Source organism: Labedella endophytica, assembly GCF_003990045.1.
Lineage (GTDB): Bacteria > Actinomycetota > Actinomycetes > Actinomycetales > Microbacteriaceae > Labedella > Labedella endophytica.
This window is the reverse complement of the sequence record NZ_RZGZ01000003.1, coordinates 264454-280475: the sequence shown is the minus strand read 5'-3', so window position 1 is coordinate 280475 and position 16022 is coordinate 264454. Positions and strand designations below refer to the sequence as shown.

The 16022-nt window shown below is 69.7% G+C and carries 14 protein-coding genes, 1 tRNA gene and 1 pseudogene; 6 read left to right on the top strand and 10 right to left on the bottom strand.

Going from position 1 to position 16022, the window contains the following annotated elements:
* Window positions 1-12: 12 nt before the first annotated feature.
* Window positions 13-882: a LysR family transcriptional regulator gene (locus tag ELQ94_RS12335; protein WP_166404774.1), complete on the bottom strand. Its 870-nt coding sequence runs from the start codon at window positions 880-882 to the stop codon at window positions 13-15.
* A gap of 82 nt (window positions 883-964) precedes the next feature.
* Here ELQ94_RS12335 and ELQ94_RS12330 point away from each other — a divergent pair, with 82 nt between their 5' ends.
* A complete protein-coding gene (locus ELQ94_RS12330) occupies window positions 965-2242 on the top strand; it encodes an MFS transporter (protein WP_127050655.1) in 1278 nt (425 codons plus the stop codon).
* Between the two features lie 9 nt (window positions 2243-2251).
* Here the strand turns inward: ELQ94_RS12330 and ELQ94_RS12325 are convergent, their stop codons facing one another.
* The 3 genes from ELQ94_RS12325 to ELQ94_RS12315 form a co-directional block, all read right to left on the bottom strand.
* On the bottom strand, window positions 2252-3166 hold the full coding sequence (locus tag ELQ94_RS12325) for an alpha/beta hydrolase (RefSeq protein ID WP_127050654.1): 915 nt from the start codon (window positions 3164-3166) through the stop codon (window positions 2252-2254).
* Window positions 3163-5223 carry an acyltransferase family protein gene (locus ELQ94_RS12320; RefSeq protein ID WP_127050653.1) on the bottom strand — a complete coding sequence of 687 codons (2061 nt, stop codon included), beginning with the start codon at window positions 5221-5223 and terminating at the stop codon, window positions 3163-3165. The genes ELQ94_RS12325 and ELQ94_RS12320 overlap by 4 nt, the downstream gene beginning before the upstream one ends.
* Window positions 5224-5340: 117 nt before the next feature.
* Window positions 5341-5416: transfer RNA gene (locus ELQ94_RS12315), tRNA-Ala, on the bottom strand.
* Window positions 5417-5604: 188 nt separating this feature from the next.
* Here ELQ94_RS12315 and ELQ94_RS12310 point away from each other — a divergent pair.
* Both ELQ94_RS12310 and ELQ94_RS12305 read left to right on the top strand, forming a co-directional pair.
* Window positions 5605-6195, top strand: coding sequence for a hypothetical protein (locus ELQ94_RS12310; RefSeq protein ID WP_127050652.1), 591 nt, complete (start codon window positions 5605-5607; stop codon window positions 6193-6195).
* Entirely contained in the window at window positions 6195-6722 is a 528-nt protein-coding gene (locus tag ELQ94_RS12305; protein WP_127050651.1) for an RNA polymerase sigma factor, read from the top strand. The genes ELQ94_RS12310 and ELQ94_RS12305 overlap by 1 nt, the downstream gene beginning before the upstream one ends.
* 5 nt (window positions 6723-6727) lie before the next feature.
* Here ELQ94_RS12305 and ELQ94_RS12300 read toward each other — a convergent pair whose 3' ends face one another.
* The 3 genes from ELQ94_RS12300 to galU form a co-directional block, all read right to left on the bottom strand.
* Window positions 6728-7672 (bottom strand): hypothetical protein, encoded by a 945-nt coding sequence (locus ELQ94_RS12300; protein ID WP_127050650.1) that lies wholly within the window; start codon window positions 7670-7672, stop codon window positions 6728-6730.
* Between the two features lie 138 nt (window positions 7673-7810).
* Window positions 7811-8473 carry a GNAT family N-acetyltransferase gene (locus ELQ94_RS12295; protein ID WP_127050649.1) on the bottom strand — a complete coding sequence of 221 codons (663 nt, stop codon included), beginning with the start codon at window positions 8471-8473 and terminating at the stop codon, window positions 7811-7813.
* Between the two features lie 112 nt (window positions 8474-8585).
* A complete protein-coding gene (gene galU, locus ELQ94_RS12290) occupies window positions 8586-9479 on the bottom strand; it encodes a UTP--glucose-1-phosphate uridylyltransferase GalU (protein ID WP_127050648.1) in 894 nt (297 codons plus the stop codon).
* An 85-nt stretch (window positions 9480-9564) separates the two neighbouring features.
* On the opposite strand from galU, the gene ELQ94_RS12285 reads away from it, so the two are divergent.
* The gene (locus ELQ94_RS12285) at window positions 9565-10143 is read left to right on the top strand and encodes a 5-formyltetrahydrofolate cyclo-ligase (RefSeq protein ID WP_127050647.1); all 579 of its coding nucleotides are present in this window, start codon (window positions 9565-9567) and stop codon (window positions 10141-10143) included.
* A 19-nt stretch (window positions 10144-10162) separates the two neighbouring features.
* Window positions 10163-10303 (top strand): annotated as a pseudogene (locus tag ELQ94_RS17605) (FmdB family zinc ribbon protein); the annotation flags it as partial.
* A 14-nt stretch (window positions 10304-10317) separates the two neighbouring features.
* Here ELQ94_RS17605 and ELQ94_RS17600 read toward each other — a convergent pair.
* A complete protein-coding gene (locus tag ELQ94_RS17600) occupies window positions 10318-10635 on the bottom strand; it encodes a hypothetical protein (RefSeq protein WP_243697030.1) in 318 nt (105 codons plus the stop codon).
* A gap of 26 nt (window positions 10636-10661) precedes the next feature.
* Here ELQ94_RS17600 and mscL point away from each other — a divergent pair, with 26 nt between their 5' ends.
* Window positions 10662-11090, top strand: coding sequence for a large conductance mechanosensitive channel protein MscL (mscL, locus tag ELQ94_RS12275; protein WP_127050645.1), 429 nt, complete (start codon window positions 10662-10664; stop codon window positions 11088-11090).
* A gap of 41 nt (window positions 11091-11131) precedes the next feature.
* Here mscL and ELQ94_RS12270 read toward each other — a convergent pair whose 3' ends face one another.
* Complete coding sequence (locus tag ELQ94_RS12270; protein WP_127050644.1) at window positions 11132-11947, bottom strand: class I SAM-dependent methyltransferase; 816 nt, start codon at window positions 11945-11947, stop codon at window positions 11132-11134.
* A 302-nt stretch (window positions 11948-12249) separates the two neighbouring features.
* Window positions 12250-15969: an AAA family ATPase gene (locus ELQ94_RS12265; RefSeq protein ID WP_243697000.1), complete on the bottom strand. Its 3720-nt coding sequence runs from the start codon at window positions 15967-15969 to the stop codon at window positions 12250-12252.
* Window positions 15970-16022 lie beyond the last annotated feature (53 nt).

Here is a 16022-nt window from a genome sequence, read left to right as displayed (position 1 = left end):
GGCGGGCTCGGGTCAGGTCGCGTCCCGTAGCGCGTCGGCGAACGCCTGGATCGCTCGGTTGCGCTCGCCTCCGCGACGCACCGCGAGCGAGACGACCCAGTCCGGGAGGTCGTCGCTCAGCGCGATGACGCGGCACCCCGCGGAATCGATCGCATCGGGGACCACCGCGATCCCCACCCCGGCTGCGACGAAGGACGCGACGCTCGGGAGATCGGCGACCTCGGCGGACAGACGCCGCACGATACCGAGCTCGGCGAGCCGGGCATCGAGTTGCACCCGATTGCCGAAGCCCGGCAGCACGTCGATCCAGTCCTCGTCGGCGAGATCGGTGAGCGACACCTCGTCGCGACCGGCCAGCGGGTGATCGAGCGGCACGAGCGCGACGAACGGCCGACGCACGACCGGCACCGCCTCGAGTCCCGGCGGAACCGGGAGTGCGACGAAGGCAAGGTCGAGCCGACCTCGCAGGAGGTCGTCGAGGAGGCCGGTGGATCCCGTCGCCGAGGTCATCAACTGGACGTCCACACCCGCGTGGTCGCGCCGGAAGCGTCCGAGAACACCGGGGAGGTCGAAGACGAGGAGCGCCGCGAAGGTGCCGACCCGGACACGACCCCGGAGGCCGAGTCCCGATTCGTTCGCCGTCGAGAGCAGCGCGTCGATCCCGTCGAGGACGTCGCGCGCGATCGGGAGGAGGGCTTCCCCCGCCGGGAGCAGGGAGACGGCCTTCGTCGATCTCTCGAACAGTCTGACGCCGAGCTCCCGCTCGAGGCTGCGGAGCCCGGCCGAGACCGTCGACTGTGCAACGAACAGGCGCTCGGCTGCGCGCGTGAGATTGGACTCGTCGGCGACCGTGACGAAGTACTCGAGCATGCGCGTATCCATGACCGTGATCATAGAGTGCATCGATTACTGGCATCGATATAATTCGCTTCCCTCGATGACCAGCCGCGCGCATGATCGACCTATGAGCCTCCTCGCACACAACAGTCGGCCGTCCTCCGACGAACGCACGCCCTCCCCCTCGGTCCGCACCAGCCGAACACCCGGCGCCCATCTCGCCGTGCCGCACCGCGCGGGCTTCTGGATCACCGCGGCAGCCTTCCTCGTGATGATGGCGTTCAACACCGTGCCGACGCCGCTGTACGCGCTCTACGCGGAGCGGGACGGGTTCCCGACGATCGTCGTGACCGTGGTGTTCGCGGCCTATTCGATCGGCGTGATGATCGCGCTCTACCTGGCCGGACATCTGAGCGACCGTGTCGGCCGGCGACGCATGATCCTCTCGGCGGTGGTTCTCGAGACCCTTTCGGCCGTCCTCTTCCTCGTCTGGTCCTCCACGCCCGGCCTCATCGTCGCGCGCCTGGTCGCGGGGCTCGGGATCGGCCTGCTCACTTCCGCAGCGACAGCACACCTCGCCGATCTGCGGCGCATCACGCACCCCGTGTCGACGGCGGGCTTCGCCGCGACGATCGCCGGCATCGCGAACATGGGAGGTCTCGCGCTCGGCCCCCTCGTCGGCGGGATGTTCGCGGAATGGGCGAACGCACCTCTCGTCACCCCGTTCGTCGTCTTCCTCGCTGCGCTCGTCGCGATCGGCTTCGCCTACGCCTTCGTGCCCGAGACGGTGTCGGCGCCCATGGCCCGGGCGCCCTACCGCCCTCAGCGTGTCAGCGTTCCGGCGGAGAGCCGTTCGACGTATTGGGCCGCCGGAGTCGGTGCGTTCGCCGCCTTCGCGATCACCGGACTCTTCGGTTCGGTCGCTCCCACGTTCCTCTCCCGGATGCTGAACCAACCGGATCACCTCATCGCCGGGCTCGTCTCCTTCGCCGTCTTCGGGGCAGCGGCGGCCGCACAGGTCGTCTTCGCGACTCTCGCGGCCCGACGTCAGCTGGTCCTCGGGGTCGTCGCGATGGTCGTCGGTCTCCTCACCCTCGGGGCTGCCGACCTCGCGGTCTCGGCGGTCGCCTTCGTGCTGGGGGGAATCGTCGCGGGCGCCGGCGTGGGCCTCGTCTTCCGGGGCGCCCTCGCCACAGCCTCCTCCCTCTCCGACAGCGGCAACCGGAGCGAGATCACGTCGGGCATCTTCCTGCTCGCCTTCGCCGGGATGACCGTTCCCCCGCTCCTCGTCGGCGCCGCCCTCCTCATCCTTCCCCTCACGCCGGTCTTCGCCGGGTTCGTCGGCCTCGTGCTCATTCTGATCCTGTGGGCAGGGCCCCGGATGATCCGGACGACGGCGCGCTGATCCCCCGGCTCAGGCGTCGAGGCGCGCCCGGAGCCAGTCGACGATCCGATCCCGCAGGGCGCCGTCGAGGAGGTCGAGGGCGTGCCCGTCGCCCTCGACCCGCTCGAGGACGACGTCGACCGCGGCCTCCTCGAGCGCGGCGACGAACGCATCCGCCTGCTCGACCGGAATGAAATCGTCCTCCGCGTGCACGATGAAGAACGGCGGCGCCCCTGGCTCGACGGCGTGCATCGGCGATGCCGCCCGCGCCGACGGGCAGTCGTCGTACGTCTCGCAGCCGAGGTAGTCGAGCTGAACGCGCTGGAAGCTGTCGTCGAGGTCTCCGAGCGCGGCCCCGTCCTGCGTGAGGTCGAGCGGGGCGCTCAGCTCCACGACACCGCGCAGGGTCCCGGAGGCGGTCGCTCCTCTCAGCCCCAGCAAGGACACGAGGTTGCCTCCGGCGGAGTCCCCGAACGCCGCGACCCGCGACGGGTCGTGGCCGAACGTCGCCGCCTGCCCGTCGTCACGGATCCAGTCGAGCGCCGTCTCGAGGTCGTCGAGCCCCGCGGGGAAGGGATGGTCCGGCGCCAGGCGGTAGTTCGACTGGAAGACGACGAATCCCTCGCTCGCGAGCCACGCGCACGCCTCCCGCCACTGCGGTTGTGCCTTGTCGCCGGCCCGCCAGCCGCCCCCGTGTACGGACAGGATCGCGGGCGCGCCGGGAGCCGCTTGGGCCGGCCGGCATACGTCGAGGCGGATCCCGGCCGGGCCGCCGAAGTCGACGTCGTCGATGAACTCGATCTCATGGTCCGCTATCGGCGACCACGACACGGCGCCGTCGCCCGTCGCGGGTTCCGGGGCGCATGCGGCGAGCAGCAGCACGAGCCCGGCCGCCGCGAGACCCGCCGCGCGCCGTACGGCCCGCGCCGCCGCCAACCGCTTCATCGTGCGGCGAGGATCGGTTCGAGCCGCGCCGTCAGCACGTCGGCGAGCGAACGGGAGTAGGTCGCCGTCACGTGGTGTTCGTCGGAGTAGACGAGCGTCGCGCCGATGACGGCGGGGCACGTCGTGACGTTGCAGAAGAAGTCGGTCAGGTCGATCACCGCTCCCCCGTGTTCGGCCGCCACGAGGCGCTGTGCGTCGCGGATCGCCGGGTTGAGCGCGTCCTCCCGCGGCACGGAACACCGGTCGGCGTCATCGAGGTTCGAGGAGAGGCACAGCACCGGTGACGTCTCGAACTCGGGCGAGTCGGCGATCGTCACCACGAGGCTCGACTCCGGCAGCCGGTCGTACAGCGCGGACAGCCCGTCCACCCAGTCGTCGCGCTGTATCGCGGGATCCCGCCCGGGCGTCGGGCCGAGGTGGTTCGCGAGCACGATCACGTCGGGCGGATCGGCGAGAAGCTCCTGCACGGCGGCCTCCCGCCACTCGGCGCACGACGCGTTCTTCGACGACGCCCACGCCTCGGCGGTCTCCTCGGTCCGGCAGCCCGACTTCGTATACGTGTCGAGGCGGTAGTCGAGCGCGGTCGCCGCCTGCTCGAGGGCGGGGAACCAGCGGCCCGCGTGGGAATCGCCGAACAGCGCGATCGTGCGCGGCGACTCGACGGAGCCGAACGAGCACGACACCACCTCCGTGCCGGAGAGATTCTGCTGGCACCCATCGGTGTAGACGGCCCCCGTGTCGGCGGTCGCCGAGCGGAGGGCCGGCGCGATGTTCGTCGGCACGACGTCCGTGCCGACGGGAAGTTCCGCCGCGGCGGTGGGCGGCACCTCCCGCGCCGACGTGAGCGGGAGGTGCGTGGCCGCGGCGCTCCCGCCGAGGAGGCCCGCGACGAGGGCGAGCGTCACGGCAGAGGAGACCACGACCACCCGGCGCCCCGTCGATCGTCCCGAGCGCAGGGGCGTCTCGACGAGACGGAACAGCAGCCACGCGATCGGAACGGACGCCGCGGCGAGAACGACGGAGACGACGGCAGGTAGAGGCTCGTCGAGTCCGAGGTGCTCGTGAGCGAGGACGAGGATCGGCCAGTGCACGAGATAGAGCGAGTAGGAGATCGCTCCGACGAAGAGGAACGGGCGGAGCGAGAGCAGCCCCGTGACGCTCCCCCGCGGCACGCCCTCACTGCCGGTCGTTCCGCTTCCGGCCGCGATCACGAGTGCCGTGCCGGCCACCGGGAGGAGCGCTGCGACACCCGGATAATCGACGGCGGCCGTGTACGTCGCCGCCGCCGTGAGGACCATCCCGAGCCCCACCCATCCGAGCACGACCGCGACGCGGCCGGGCAGACCCGCGAGGAGCGGCGCCGCCCCCGCGACGAGTGCACCCACGCCGAATTCCCACGCCCGCGTCATCGGCGAGAAGAACGCGAGCGACGGCGCCTCCGGTGTGAGCGCGACGCTCGCGACGAACGACGCCACGGTGACGAGACCGATCACGAGGAGGATCGAGCGCACCGAGCGTCGCCCCACGAGGAAAGCGGCGAGCAGCAGGACAGGCCAGACGAGATAGAACTGCTCCTCCACCCCGAGCGACCAGAAGTGCTGGAACGGCGAGGGCGCCGTGCCCGCGAGGTAGTCGGTCTGACGGATCGCGAACACGATGTTCGGCACGTAGAGCGCCGACGCCACCGCGTCCTGCAGGATCTCGACGATGCGCAGCGGTGACACCACGATGAAGGCCGCGACCGCCGTGGCCGCGATCGTGACGAGCGACGCCGGCAGGATCCGTCGCGCACGTGCGGCGTAGAAGCGCATGAAGTCGATGCGTCCCGTGCGGCGCAGGCTCCCCACGAGGTGCCCGCTGATGAGGAAGCCGGAGATCACGAAGAACACGTCGACGCCCACGAACCCACCCGGAACGAGTGTCGTCACCGCGTGGTTCACCACGACGAGCATCACGGCGACCGCGCGCAGTCCCTGGATGTCGCCGCGGAACGGGCGCCGCTCGGGTGCGCGCGCCGGAGCGGTGGTACCGCTCGGCAGCTCGCGCACGCTCGTCATTCCCCCACTATGCCGCTCGCGGGAGAACGGGTGGTGAACGGCTGAGGACGCCGGGCTACGGCTGCGACGAAAAATCCCGTCCACGACGGTGAACGGGATTCCTGGTGTGCCTGGATGTGGTGGACCTAGGGGGATTCGAACCCCCGACCTCTTCATTGCGAACGAAGCGCGCTACCAACTGCGCCATAGGCCCAAGTGCCTGAACAGGCTATCACGATCGAACCGGGCGACCGGACGGCGCCGGAGCCCCTACCCAGCACGGCTGGGTGCTCGGCATGACGTCTCACTGATACCGAGAATCTCCAGAATCCAGCATCGCTGGACAGCCCGCCCGTGACCGGACATGTCATGGGTAAGGATGACCACGATGGAGGCTCGACCATGAACGACACCGACCTGGACGCTCGACTCTCGGAGTCGGCGCCTGCCGCTTCTCCCCCGCTCGGCCTCGCCGCCCATCGCGGCCGGATCATGGCGGAGGCGCGGGCACGACGGTCCCATCGCGCGCGTCTCGGCATCGCCAGCGCCGCCGCATCGCTCGCGCTGATCGGCGGTGGCTCCATGGCGATGGCGGGCAACGGCGGGCAGACACCCTGGGGCTGGGTGGCCGACAACGTGTTCTCGACCGATCGGCCAGACGGCTCGTTCTGCTTCAAGGGCATACGTGTGATGTTCGACGGCGTCAGCGGAGGCTCGGACATCGCGCGCGACGCTCGAGACATCGTCACGTCGATCGATCTCGACAGCCTCGACACGACCGAGGCAGAGGCGAGGGCCCGGGCAGACGACGCTGCTGCCGTGGATCTGGACGGCGAGCCGGCGCCCATCCACGACAGCGAGGATCAGGTGCGGCTGCGAGCGATCGACTCGATCGTGGCGCACAGCCTCTTCGACGGATTGGCGGAGCGCGGTTACAGCGAGACGGAGATCGCCCAGGTCTCGCTCGAATCGCGCACGACGGGCTGCGAGTGATGGGCACGCCGACCGGGCGCACCGCGTTCGACGACAGGATCCGGGAGAACGAGCAGGACGTACTCCGCTACTTCCAACGGCGCCTCCTCAACGACGCTGACGCCGCCGAGGCCTTCGGCGAACTCCTCCTGACGGCCTGGAAGCTGCGTCGCACGATGCCGGCGGATCCTGTCGCTGCCCGCATGTGGCTCTTCGCCACCAGCCGCAACGTGCTCCTGAATACCAGACGGAGCCTCGCGCGGCGATCGGTCGCCACTCGACGCTTCGTCGATGAGATGAGGACGCATCCGCAGAGCGTGGAAGCCGATGATCTCGCGATCGAGATCCGCGACGCCATCGCGGCCCTGCCTGCGGAGGATGCCGAACTCGTGCGCCTGGTCTATTGGGACGGCTTCCGCTCCCACGAGGCGGCGGCCGTGCTCGGGATCAATCCCTCGACGGCGCGGTCGCGGCTCTCGCGAGCGAAGCAGACCCTCCGCGCGGTGCTGGCCGACGAACTCGAGCCGACCGGCACCCGGTCGGAGTGATCGCGTCAGCCCGCCATCCGGCGACGGCGGACGATGTCGTTCGTGGCGATCTCGGTCTCGTCGATGACGCCCATGCGGGCGAAGCGGGAGTCGACCGCCGGGGCGTCCTCGACGGCGACGGGCGCGGCAGGCGCGGTCGAGGCGGCCGGGGTCTCGCGCACGGGGAGCGTCGTGACAGGGCGGGCGAGTTCGGCGGCGCGCTGGGCCATCGCCTCGGCGAGAGCCGCCGCACGGAGGCGCTCGTGCGCTTCCGCCTCGGCGATCGCGGACGCTGCCGCGGTGCCTTGGGAGAGGTGCAGCGGACGCGGCAGGGGCACGGGCGTCCACGTGGTCTCGGGGACCACATCGGCCTCGTACTCGACGAGAGCGGACGATGCGGGGGCGGCAGCGGTCACCGGTGCCACGGCTACTGCGGTGGAACGGCGTCCGGTGACGCGCGCCATCCGCGACAGCAGACCGACGCACACGACGGAACCCGTCGCTCCGGCGGCGAGGAGCATCCAGGCTCCGGCCGTCGCGAGCTGAATGCCGCCGAACGCGGTGGAGACGAGAGAGGCGAGGAGCACGGTGGTGGTGGCGAGCCGGGCCCGGCGTCGCGAACGGGCGAGAGCGGAGGCCGCTGCCTCGGCGGAGAGCTTCCGCGATTCGGCCTTGAGCTTCCGGGCGAGCGCCTCGGCCTCGGCCTTCGCGATCGCGGCCTGCTCGGCGCGGTGTTTCTTCAGCACACGCTGCTGCTCGGCGACCGCACGGGAGCTCGCCTCGACGCGGACCTCCTCCGGCACTTCCGAGGTCTCGGCGAGGATCCGGAGCGTCTGCTGGAGGCGCACGGCGTTGCGTTCCGTCGCGATGTACTCGCTGCGGCGGCGCCACGTAGGGATGAGGTAGAGGATCCAGAGTGCGGCGGCGATCGCGAAGACCACCCCTCCACTCAGAACTCCACCACCGGCCATGTCCCTAAGGTAAGGGTTGAAGGTTCCCCGAGCCTGGTGATCGCATGGGTGTGTTGCGGCGTATCGCGTGATCGAGGGCGGCAGCTCGGTGCCGAGGGCGGCAGGTCTAGGTGGCGCCCTCGCTCGGGAGTAGCGACTTCAGTCGGTGAAGGTGGTGAGGGGGTGGGCGGCGGCCTCGCGGTCGGCGGCGGGAATGACGCACGCGTCGGCGGGCACGCGGCCCTCCTTCCAGCGCGCGAGCACTCCCCCGGGCACTTCTTCGCGCACGAGCGCGAAGCAGAAGTGGTCGGCCCACGAGCCGTTGATGTGGATGAAGCGACGGCGGAGCCCCTCGTAGCGGAAGCCGAGCTTCTCCACCACCCGCAGGCTCGGCGCGTTCTCCGGACGGATGCAGATCTCCATGCGGTGGAGACCCATCGAGAAGAACACGTGATCCGTCGCGAGCGCGACCGACGTCGGCGTGATGCCGTAGCCGGCGAAGCGCTCGCTCACCCAGTAGCCGAGGGTCGCGCTCGACACCGACCCGTAGACGATACCCGAGACGTTGAGCTGACCGGCGATCTCGCCCCGGTGCTCCATCACGAACGGCAGGCCGTTGCCGCCGCGCGCCTGCGCGAGAAGGGAGCGGATGCTGCCCTTCATGTCCCACGCACTGAGCGGGCCGTACGGGTTCGTCGCCTCCCACTTGCGGAGCCACGTACGGTTCTCCATGAGCTCGCGTTCGACGACGCGAGCGTCGCGTAGACGAATGGAACGCAGAGAGATGTCACCGTCGCGAAGGACGGGAAGCGGTGCCGCCATGGCAGTCCTTCCGCCGGGCTCGGCCCGGCCGGGAGATGGATCGAGCTCGGCCGAGCGTGGCCGTACTCAGTCGGAGTCGGAGTCGGCCGAACTCGGTCGAGATCGGCCGTGCTCAGTCGAGGTTGGCCGCGAAGTCCTTGAGCCACGGACCGAGGTCGGCGCCCAGGTCCTCGCGGTCGAGAGCGAGCTGCACGATCGCCTTGATGTAGTCGAGGCGATCGCCCGTGTCGTACCGGCGACCGCGGAAGATGACGCCGTACACGCCGCCCGCGATCTCGTCGTCGGCCGCGAGCACCTGCAGGGCATCCGTGAGCTGGATCTCGTTGCCCTTGCCGGGCGGGGTGTTCTCGAGGACGTCGAAGACCTCGGGCTTGAGCACGTAGCGACCGATGATCGCGAGGTTGGAGGGGGCGTCCTCCTTGGCCGGCTTCTCGACGAGGCCCGTGACCTTGACGACGTCGGGGTCGTCGGTCGCCTCGACGGCGGCGGCGCCGTACAGGTGGATCGAGTCCGGGTCGACCTCGAGCAGGGCGATGACGGTGGCGTTGCGGCTCTCCTGCTCGTCGAGCATGCGCGTGAGCAGTTCGTCGCGCTCGTCGATGAGGTCGTCTCCGAGGAGGACGGCGAACGGGTTGTCGCCCACGTGGCTCTTCGCACGCAGCACCGCGTGACCGAGACCCTTCGGGTCGCCCTGACGCAGGAAGTGGATGTCGGCGAGGTCCGTCGACTCCATCACGCGGGCGAGCTTCTTCTCGTCACCCTTGGCGAGGAGGTTGGACTCGAGCTCCGCGACGCGGTCGAAGTGGTTGGCGATCATGTTCTTGTTGCGGCCGATGATCATGAGCACGTCGTCGAGCCCCGCGGCGACCGCCTCTTCGACCACGTACTGGATCGCCGGCTTGTCGACGACAGGCAGCATCTCCTTCGGCATGGCCTTGGTGGCGGGGAGGAAGCGCGTCCCCAGTCCCGCGGCAGGAATGACGGCTTTTTCGACTCTGTGTCCCATGGGGCCAGCGTACAGATAATCGACCCTCGCGCACGTCGCACTAACAGGGGACACACCGGACGGATGCCCGAACTAGAATGTGCGCATGACGACCGACACGGAGCACCGCAAGCGCGCCCTCCGAGCCGAACTCCGCGAACGCCGTCGCAACCTCACCTCGTCGGAGCAGGATCACGCGTCGGCCGGTCTCACCGAGAACCTGCAATCGGTCACCCTCGGACTCAGTGCACGCTCGGTCGCCTGCTACCTCTCTGCTCCTGACGAACCGAACACCCGCCCCTATCTCGCATGGGCGCAGTCGGAGGGACTACGTCTCCTCTTCCCCGTGAGCCGGGACGACGGACTGCTCGACTGGACCGTCGGCGAGGACGGCGAGGAACTCGTCGGCCTCTTCGGCATGCCGGAGCCCTCCGGTGAGCTCCTCAGCCCCCTCGCCATCAACGACGTCGACCTCATCCTCGTGCCCGCCGCCGCGATCGGTCGCGACGGCATGCGCATGGGTTGGGGCAAGGGCTACTTCGACAAGACCCTCGGGTCGATGGAGAAGTGTCCCCCCGTCTACGCGGTCGTCTACGATTCCGAACTGATCGACGAGGTCCCGCGCGAGCGGCACGACCAGCCCGTCGACGGCGTCGTCACGCCGGACCGCATCATCGAATTCTGATCCCCCGAGAAAGACACGCATGCCCACCTATGCCTATCGCTGTGCCGATTGCGGAACCGCCTTCGACCAGTACCAGTCGTTCACCGACGACACCCTGACCGAGTGCCCGGCTTGCGGCGGACGCCTCCGCAAGGTCTTCGGCTCCATCGGGGTCACCTTCAACGGCAGCGGCTTCTACCGAAACGACTCGCGATCGAGCTCGTCGACGTCGAGCCCGGCGTCGGGATCGTCCTCCGACGGCGGGTCGTCCTCGGGCTCGAAGGAATCCTCGGGGTCGAACGGGACCGGCTCAGGTTCCGGCTCGTCCGGATCGGGCTCGGGATCCTCCGGGTCGTCGGGATCCTCCGGGTCGTCGGGATCCTCCGGGTCGTCGGGCTCCAGCGGCTCCGGTTCAGGCTCATCGGGATCGGGCTCGTCGGGATCGGGATCGGGCACGTCGGGGTCCGGGTCGAAGACCGCGGCCAACTGACCGCCGGCCGGCGGCGCATCCACCTCACTCAGGGAACGAGGCAGAACACATGATCAAGGGTTTCAAGGAATTCATCCTTCGCGGCAACGTCATCGACCTCGCGGTCGCCGTCGTGATCGGCGCGGCGTTCACGGGTGTCGTCAACGCGATCGTCACGAACCTCTTCAACCCGCTCATCGGGGCCCTCTTCAACGCTGAGAGCCTCAACGATGCGTTCCCCGTCGACATCCCCACGATGAGCGGCGGCGAGGCGACGATCCACTTCGGCGCGATCCTGGGTGCGATCCTCAACTTCCTCATCATCGCCGCGGTCGTCTACTTCGTCTTCGTACTGCCCATCAACACACTCAAGAAGCGTGCGGACGCACTGCTCGCGAAGAACAAGCCCACCGAGATCGAGAACGAGGCCCCCCTCGCGTCCACCGAGGTCGAGCTGCTCGCCGAGATCCGCGACCTCCTGGCCAAGCGCGAGGCGTAAGCGAGTCGCCCCGCCGAACGGCGGGCGCTCAGGCTGCAGGCCTAGGCCGACACCGGGACCGTTCCACGGACGGCCCATGCCCGGGCCGGGAGCGAGATCGAACCGTCGGGCGCGACCGGCATGGCACGCCGGATCGCTTCCCTGAGAGCGGCGACGGCCTCCGGCTGGAGCGTCGCGACGTAGGACGGCGCCGACCCCTGATTGACGAGGAGGGGTGACCAGTAATCGTCGAAGTCGGCGTAGACCGTCGTGATGTCGATCGGATGCAACTCGATGTCGACCAGTCCTGCGGCTCGGAATCGGTGCGCGAGCTCGTCGGGCATCCAGGAGGCGAACCGTCGACCCTCGTGACGACGCCGAGCGACGGGGTCGAGGAGTGTCGCGGTGTCCCAGAAATGCCGGATCGACCACATCTCCCCCGCGTAGTCCCAGATGTAGGCACCGACGACCCCACCCGGCCGTGTCACACGGACGGCCTCGACCAGTGCTGCGGAGGGGTCGTCGACGAAGTTCAGAACGAGGCCGGAAACGGCCGCATCGACGGAGGCATCGTCCGCGGAGAGCGCTTCGGCACGGCCGACGGCGAACGCGACCCTCGAGTCGTCGACGGTCGAGCGGGCGTGCGCGATGTAGGTCTCGGACGGATCGGACGCCACGACGGAACCCGGGTTCGCGACTCGGAGGATCTCCGACGTGAGAGGACCGGTCCCGCAGCCGGTCTCGAGCCAGCGAGCGCCGGGAGGCAGTCCGAGCCACGCGACGAACTCCCGAGCCACGAGCCGGCTCCACCGACCGATGTACGGCTCGTATGATTCCGCGTCCGACCAGCGGATCGGTGGTGCTGTTTCTGCAGACATGGGGGGTTCGCCTCTCACGTGAGGTCGGGTCGCCCGTTCCCTCGCCGCGCGCTGCCTGATTTCGGGATCACTGTACACCCGCTCACCAGTGCGGCGGAACATCCTCGATCAGTCGCTGGTCGTTCTCGCCGCGCCCGCCCGAGGGCGTCGAGCGTGGCTGCTCCCGCCGGGGGATGTCCGGGGACGTGTCGGTGCCCGCGACCGGCTCCAACCGGGCGCGACGCGAACCCGGCACCCTGCTGACGCGCTGACGCGACCTCGGCTCGTCGTCATTCGACTCCGAGCCCTGCGGATCCGCGTCGTCAGGAGGCGACGACACCCGTGTCCGCCGCGTCGGGGAGGGGGGCGCCGAGGATCGACATGACGTTACGGGCCACACCCTCCGGGTCGGCGAACAGGTCGAAGCTGTGCACGCGGATGTAGTGCCAGCCGAGGCGCCGCAACACATCGGGTCGCAGACGGAGCGACTCCCGCAGCGACTCGAGCCCGACCTCGGGGTCGGATTCGATGGCGACGGCCTTCGACCCGTACGCGGCGACGAGAGCGATCGAGCCGCGATATCCGATCTCCACGTTGAGGCCGTAACGGTAGAGGCGCTCGGCGAGGTCGAGCAGCATCGGCTGCGCACCGTCGGTCACCGGCGGGCGCGGGTCGCGACGCGGCGGCTCGCGGAGGATCTGCGCGAGCGCGACGATCCCGTGCTGCATGCGCTCGGGATCGATGTCGTCGGGTCGGATGCACGAGACGATGACCATCGAGCGACGTGCGCGCGTCATCCCGACGGCGAGCAAGCGGTCGCCACCCGGACGACCGAGGGCACCGAAGGTCGACAGCACGCGCCCGTGGGGCGTGACGCCGAACCCGAGGGAGAAGATGACCCGATCGCGGCTCTCCGCCTCGGACTGCTCGAGCGTGAGCACGGTGAAGGGCTCGGCGCGCTCCCGGAGGATGAAGTCGGAGAGGTCGCTGCGGCGCGAGAACGCGTTCAGGACGGCCTGCTGCACGCGCACGGCGTGCTTCTCGCTCGCCGTCACGACCATGAGGGACTCGCGCGGGCGGTTGGTGGCGTGCTCGAGTACGAGGCTCACCACGCGAGCGACCTCGGGATCGACGGACTCCACCGTGCCCGTGAGCGGATCGGGCATACCGTGGCCGTTCGCGACGTAGTCGAGCGTGAGCGACCCGTGTCCGAGGAACGATCCGGCCCACGGCAGGGAGTCGATCTCGCCGCCGTAGAAGCGCTGGTTCACGAGCTCGGCGAGGTCCTCGCCTCCCGCCCGGTAGCTCCGCGTGAGCTGGAGACCTGGCAGCAGCTCGCCGAGACGGGCGAAGGCCGATCGCGACGCGAGCTCGTCGACGTCCACCTCGTGGTGGGACGAGGTCTGGTCGGGAGCGCCGATGGCGATCTCGAAGGGCGTGGGGCTCTGGGTGACCGGGTCACCGAACACGACGACCTGCTTCGCGCGGCGGATGGCGCCGACGTTCTCGGACAGCAGAGTCGCTCCCCCGTCGAGCAGGAACACCGCGTCGAACCGCAGGGAATCCGGCAGGGAGGGCACGTCGTAGGGCGACATCGCCCAGATGGGCGACAGCGAGCGCGCGAGGTGCGGGGCCGCGGCTTCGACGTCGGCCGGCGAGATGACGCCGTCGCCGCGCAAGAGCGTGCGAAGGGCGAGCGCCTCGTCCGGCCAGTCGACGAGACCGATCTTCCACATGTCCGCGAGCATCCCGGCCAGAATCCCCCCGGAGGCCGACGCGTGCGCCTCGTCGACGAGACGGAAGTCCGCCTCGAGTCGATCGATGACCTGCGTGTTCGCACCGAGGAGGGCCTTGTCCGAAGCGAGCGCGTTCTCGAGGACGGACTGCCACCACGCGAGCTCGAGCTCGTCCGCGACGAGGTGCTCGGGCACGTGCCGGCTCGACAGATCCACGAGGAGGTCGTCGAGACCCTTCTCCCGCAGCTCCGCGATCAGGGTCGTGCGCTCCTGCAGGTTGTCCATCACCTGGGACTCGGCGGCGAGGCCGGACATCATGCGGACGAGTTCCTTGACGGGCGCGGCGACGAGGCGGTCGGCGGCGTCCTCGCGACCGAGCGGCCCGTCGAGCTGACCGAGGTCAGCGACGACGCGCTGGTAGGCGACCTGGACGTCGGCGATGCCGAGCGGCACCTCGGGCGTGACCCCCGCGTCGACGTAGCGCTGCCAGAGGATGCGCTGCTGCTGCACGCGACGGAGCGCTCCGTTGAGATCGGAGATGTGCACCCCGGGACGCACGTACTCCTTCGCGAGCCTCTTGAGACGGCGGCGGTTCGCCGACGCCATGCCCGGCGACTCGCGGCGCGAATCGGTGGCGGCGATGAGTTCGGCGAGTGAGCGGTCGAAGACGGAGGGCTGGAACTTGTCGAGCGTCTCGCGCACGTCGAGCAGCAGCCGCAGGTAGATGCCGAGTTCCTCGAGCGTCTCGAAGGGCCGCATCCGGGTCTGACCGATGAGCTCGTACCCGCGCTCGAGGAGCCGGGGCAGCTCGCTGCGGTTGAGTTTCTTCGCGAGCTCGTGCGTCGCCTTGGCGTCCTCGGTCGTCGCGAAGTGCGCGCCGTACCAGGGCGAGTCGCCCGGACCGTACTGGAACTCGCCGAGGGCGGCCGCGTGGGCGAGAGCCTTCGCCGTCTCCTCGCGTCCCTGCGCGAGCTGGGTGATCGAGTGCATACCGAGTCGGGCCGTCGTGGACGGCGACTCCGGCTTGTTCGCGAGGGCGGTGAGCGCATCGAGAGCGTCGACGACGGAGACCCCGAGCAGGTGGTCGATCGACACGAGCGACGACCTGTAGTCGATGAGCACCTTGCGGAGACGGACGAGTGCGTCGTCCACGTCCGAGACACGCGGCGCCTTCGCCTTCTCGTTCCGCGAGATCGCGGTCACGAGGTCGCGCCGCAGCGTGGACGGGTGGGCCGCCAGGCCCGGGAGGCCGACTCCCGTGAAGCGGTGACGCATGCCGTCGAGGCTCGAGCGGCGCGGGCTCACGACGAGCACGCGCTTGTGCTTCGAGACGAGCTCTCCGAGGGCATTCACGATGGTCTGCGTGCCGCCGGTGCCCGGAAGCGTGCGGACGACGATGGACTGCCCGGCCACGATCTGGGCGATCACGTTCTCCTGCTCGGAGTCGGCGTCGAGGAGCAGCGTGTCCGTGGTCGGCGGGCGCTCATCCTGCGGCACCGGGTCGACCGGCGAACTCATGCCCTCGATGAGGCGACGCGATCCCGGGTTGCCGGCGAGGGCGTCGAGCACGGGGTGGTCGAGGCTGCGCGTGTCGTGGACGAGACCCGCACTCGCGTCGGCGAACGAGGAGACGACGAGGCGCGGCTGCACGTTGAACCAGTCGAGGTGCGACGTGAGTCCGCGCAGTCGATCGATGACCGGTTGCGGCTTGAAGACGTCACCCGCGTGGGCGAGGGCCTCGAAGGCGGTCGCGTCGAGGGTGATGCCGAACTGCTCGCGCAGGGCGCGGGCGAGTTCCGGGTTGAGCACCGTCGTGCCGGTGAGCTTGAGCTCGAAGTCGCTGCCGTAGCGACGGATCGCGAGCGGCCGGAGCAGCACGGGGGCGCAGTAGTCGTCGCCCTCGAAGCGCCAGTGCGCGAGGCCGACGGCGAGGTGGACGGCGTCGATGCCGCGCACGCTGCGGAGCTCGATGCCCTTCGCGGTGATCAGATCGGCCGAGACCTTCGCGCGGCGCAGCGCGACCTCGTCACGGATGAGGTTCGACAGGAGCGTCGACTGGCCGGTGATGAACTGCGGGAGTCCGCCGGGGTGTGTGGCGCTCAGCTCGATACCGGTGTGGGCGGCGTCGACGAAGTGGAGGAGCGGCGAGCGACCCCCGACGATCGTGAGCTCTTCGCGCCACTGCTCGCGCGTGCGATCCGCGACGTTCGCGACCGTCACGGTCGGATCCCCGAGGCTGAGGTCGTGCGGTTGCGTCGTGTTGGGCCCGAGCACGTCACCACCGGCGGCGTCCCCGGTCTCGAGCACGCCGTCATTGTTTCGTCGATCTAGCCTCCACACACCGCCACCCTAGGCGCGTC

What these genes read in the sequence shown, in the direction of transcription:
- mscL (WP_127050645.1), top strand. Translation starts at nt 10,662, where the DNA reads ATGATCAAGGGTTTCAAGGAATTCATCCTTCGCGGCAACGTCATCGAC.
- galU (WP_127050648.1), bottom strand. Translation starts at nt 9,479, where the DNA reads ATGGGACACAGAGTCGAAAAAGCCGTCATTCCTGCCGCGGGACTGGGG.
- ELQ94_RS12335 (WP_166404774.1), bottom strand. Translation starts at nt 882, where the DNA reads ATGGATACGCGCATGCTCGAGTACTTCGTCACGGTCGCCGACGAGTCC.
- ELQ94_RS12320 (WP_127050653.1), bottom strand. Translation starts at nt 5,223, where the DNA reads ATGACGAGCGTGCGCGAGCTGCCGAGCGGTACCACCGCTCCGGCGCGC.
- ELQ94_RS12270 (WP_127050644.1), bottom strand. Translation starts at nt 11,947, where the DNA reads ATGTCTGCAGAAACAGCACCACCGATCCGCTGGTCGGACGCGGAATCA.
- ELQ94_RS12300 (WP_127050650.1), bottom strand. Translation starts at nt 7,672, where the DNA reads ATGGCCGGTGGTGGAGTTCTGAGTGGAGGGGTGGTCTTCGCGATCGCC.
- ELQ94_RS12285 (WP_127050647.1), top strand. Translation starts at nt 9,565, where the DNA reads ATGACGACCGACACGGAGCACCGCAAGCGCGCCCTCCGAGCCGAACTC.
- ELQ94_RS12305 (WP_127050651.1), top strand. Translation starts at nt 6,195, where the DNA reads ATGGGCACGCCGACCGGGCGCACCGCGTTCGACGACAGGATCCGGGAG.
- ELQ94_RS12310 (WP_127050652.1), top strand. Translation starts at nt 5,605, where the DNA reads ATGAACGACACCGACCTGGACGCTCGACTCTCGGAGTCGGCGCCTGCC.
- ELQ94_RS12325 (WP_127050654.1), bottom strand. Translation starts at nt 3,166, where the DNA reads ATGAAGCGGTTGGCGGCGGCGCGGGCCGTACGGCGCGCGGCGGGTCTC.
- ELQ94_RS12295 (WP_127050649.1), bottom strand. Translation starts at nt 8,473, where the DNA reads ATGGCGGCACCGCTTCCCGTCCTTCGCGACGGTGACATCTCTCTGCGT.
- ELQ94_RS12330 (WP_127050655.1), top strand. Translation starts at nt 965, where the DNA reads ATGAGCCTCCTCGCACACAACAGTCGGCCGTCCTCCGACGAACGCACG.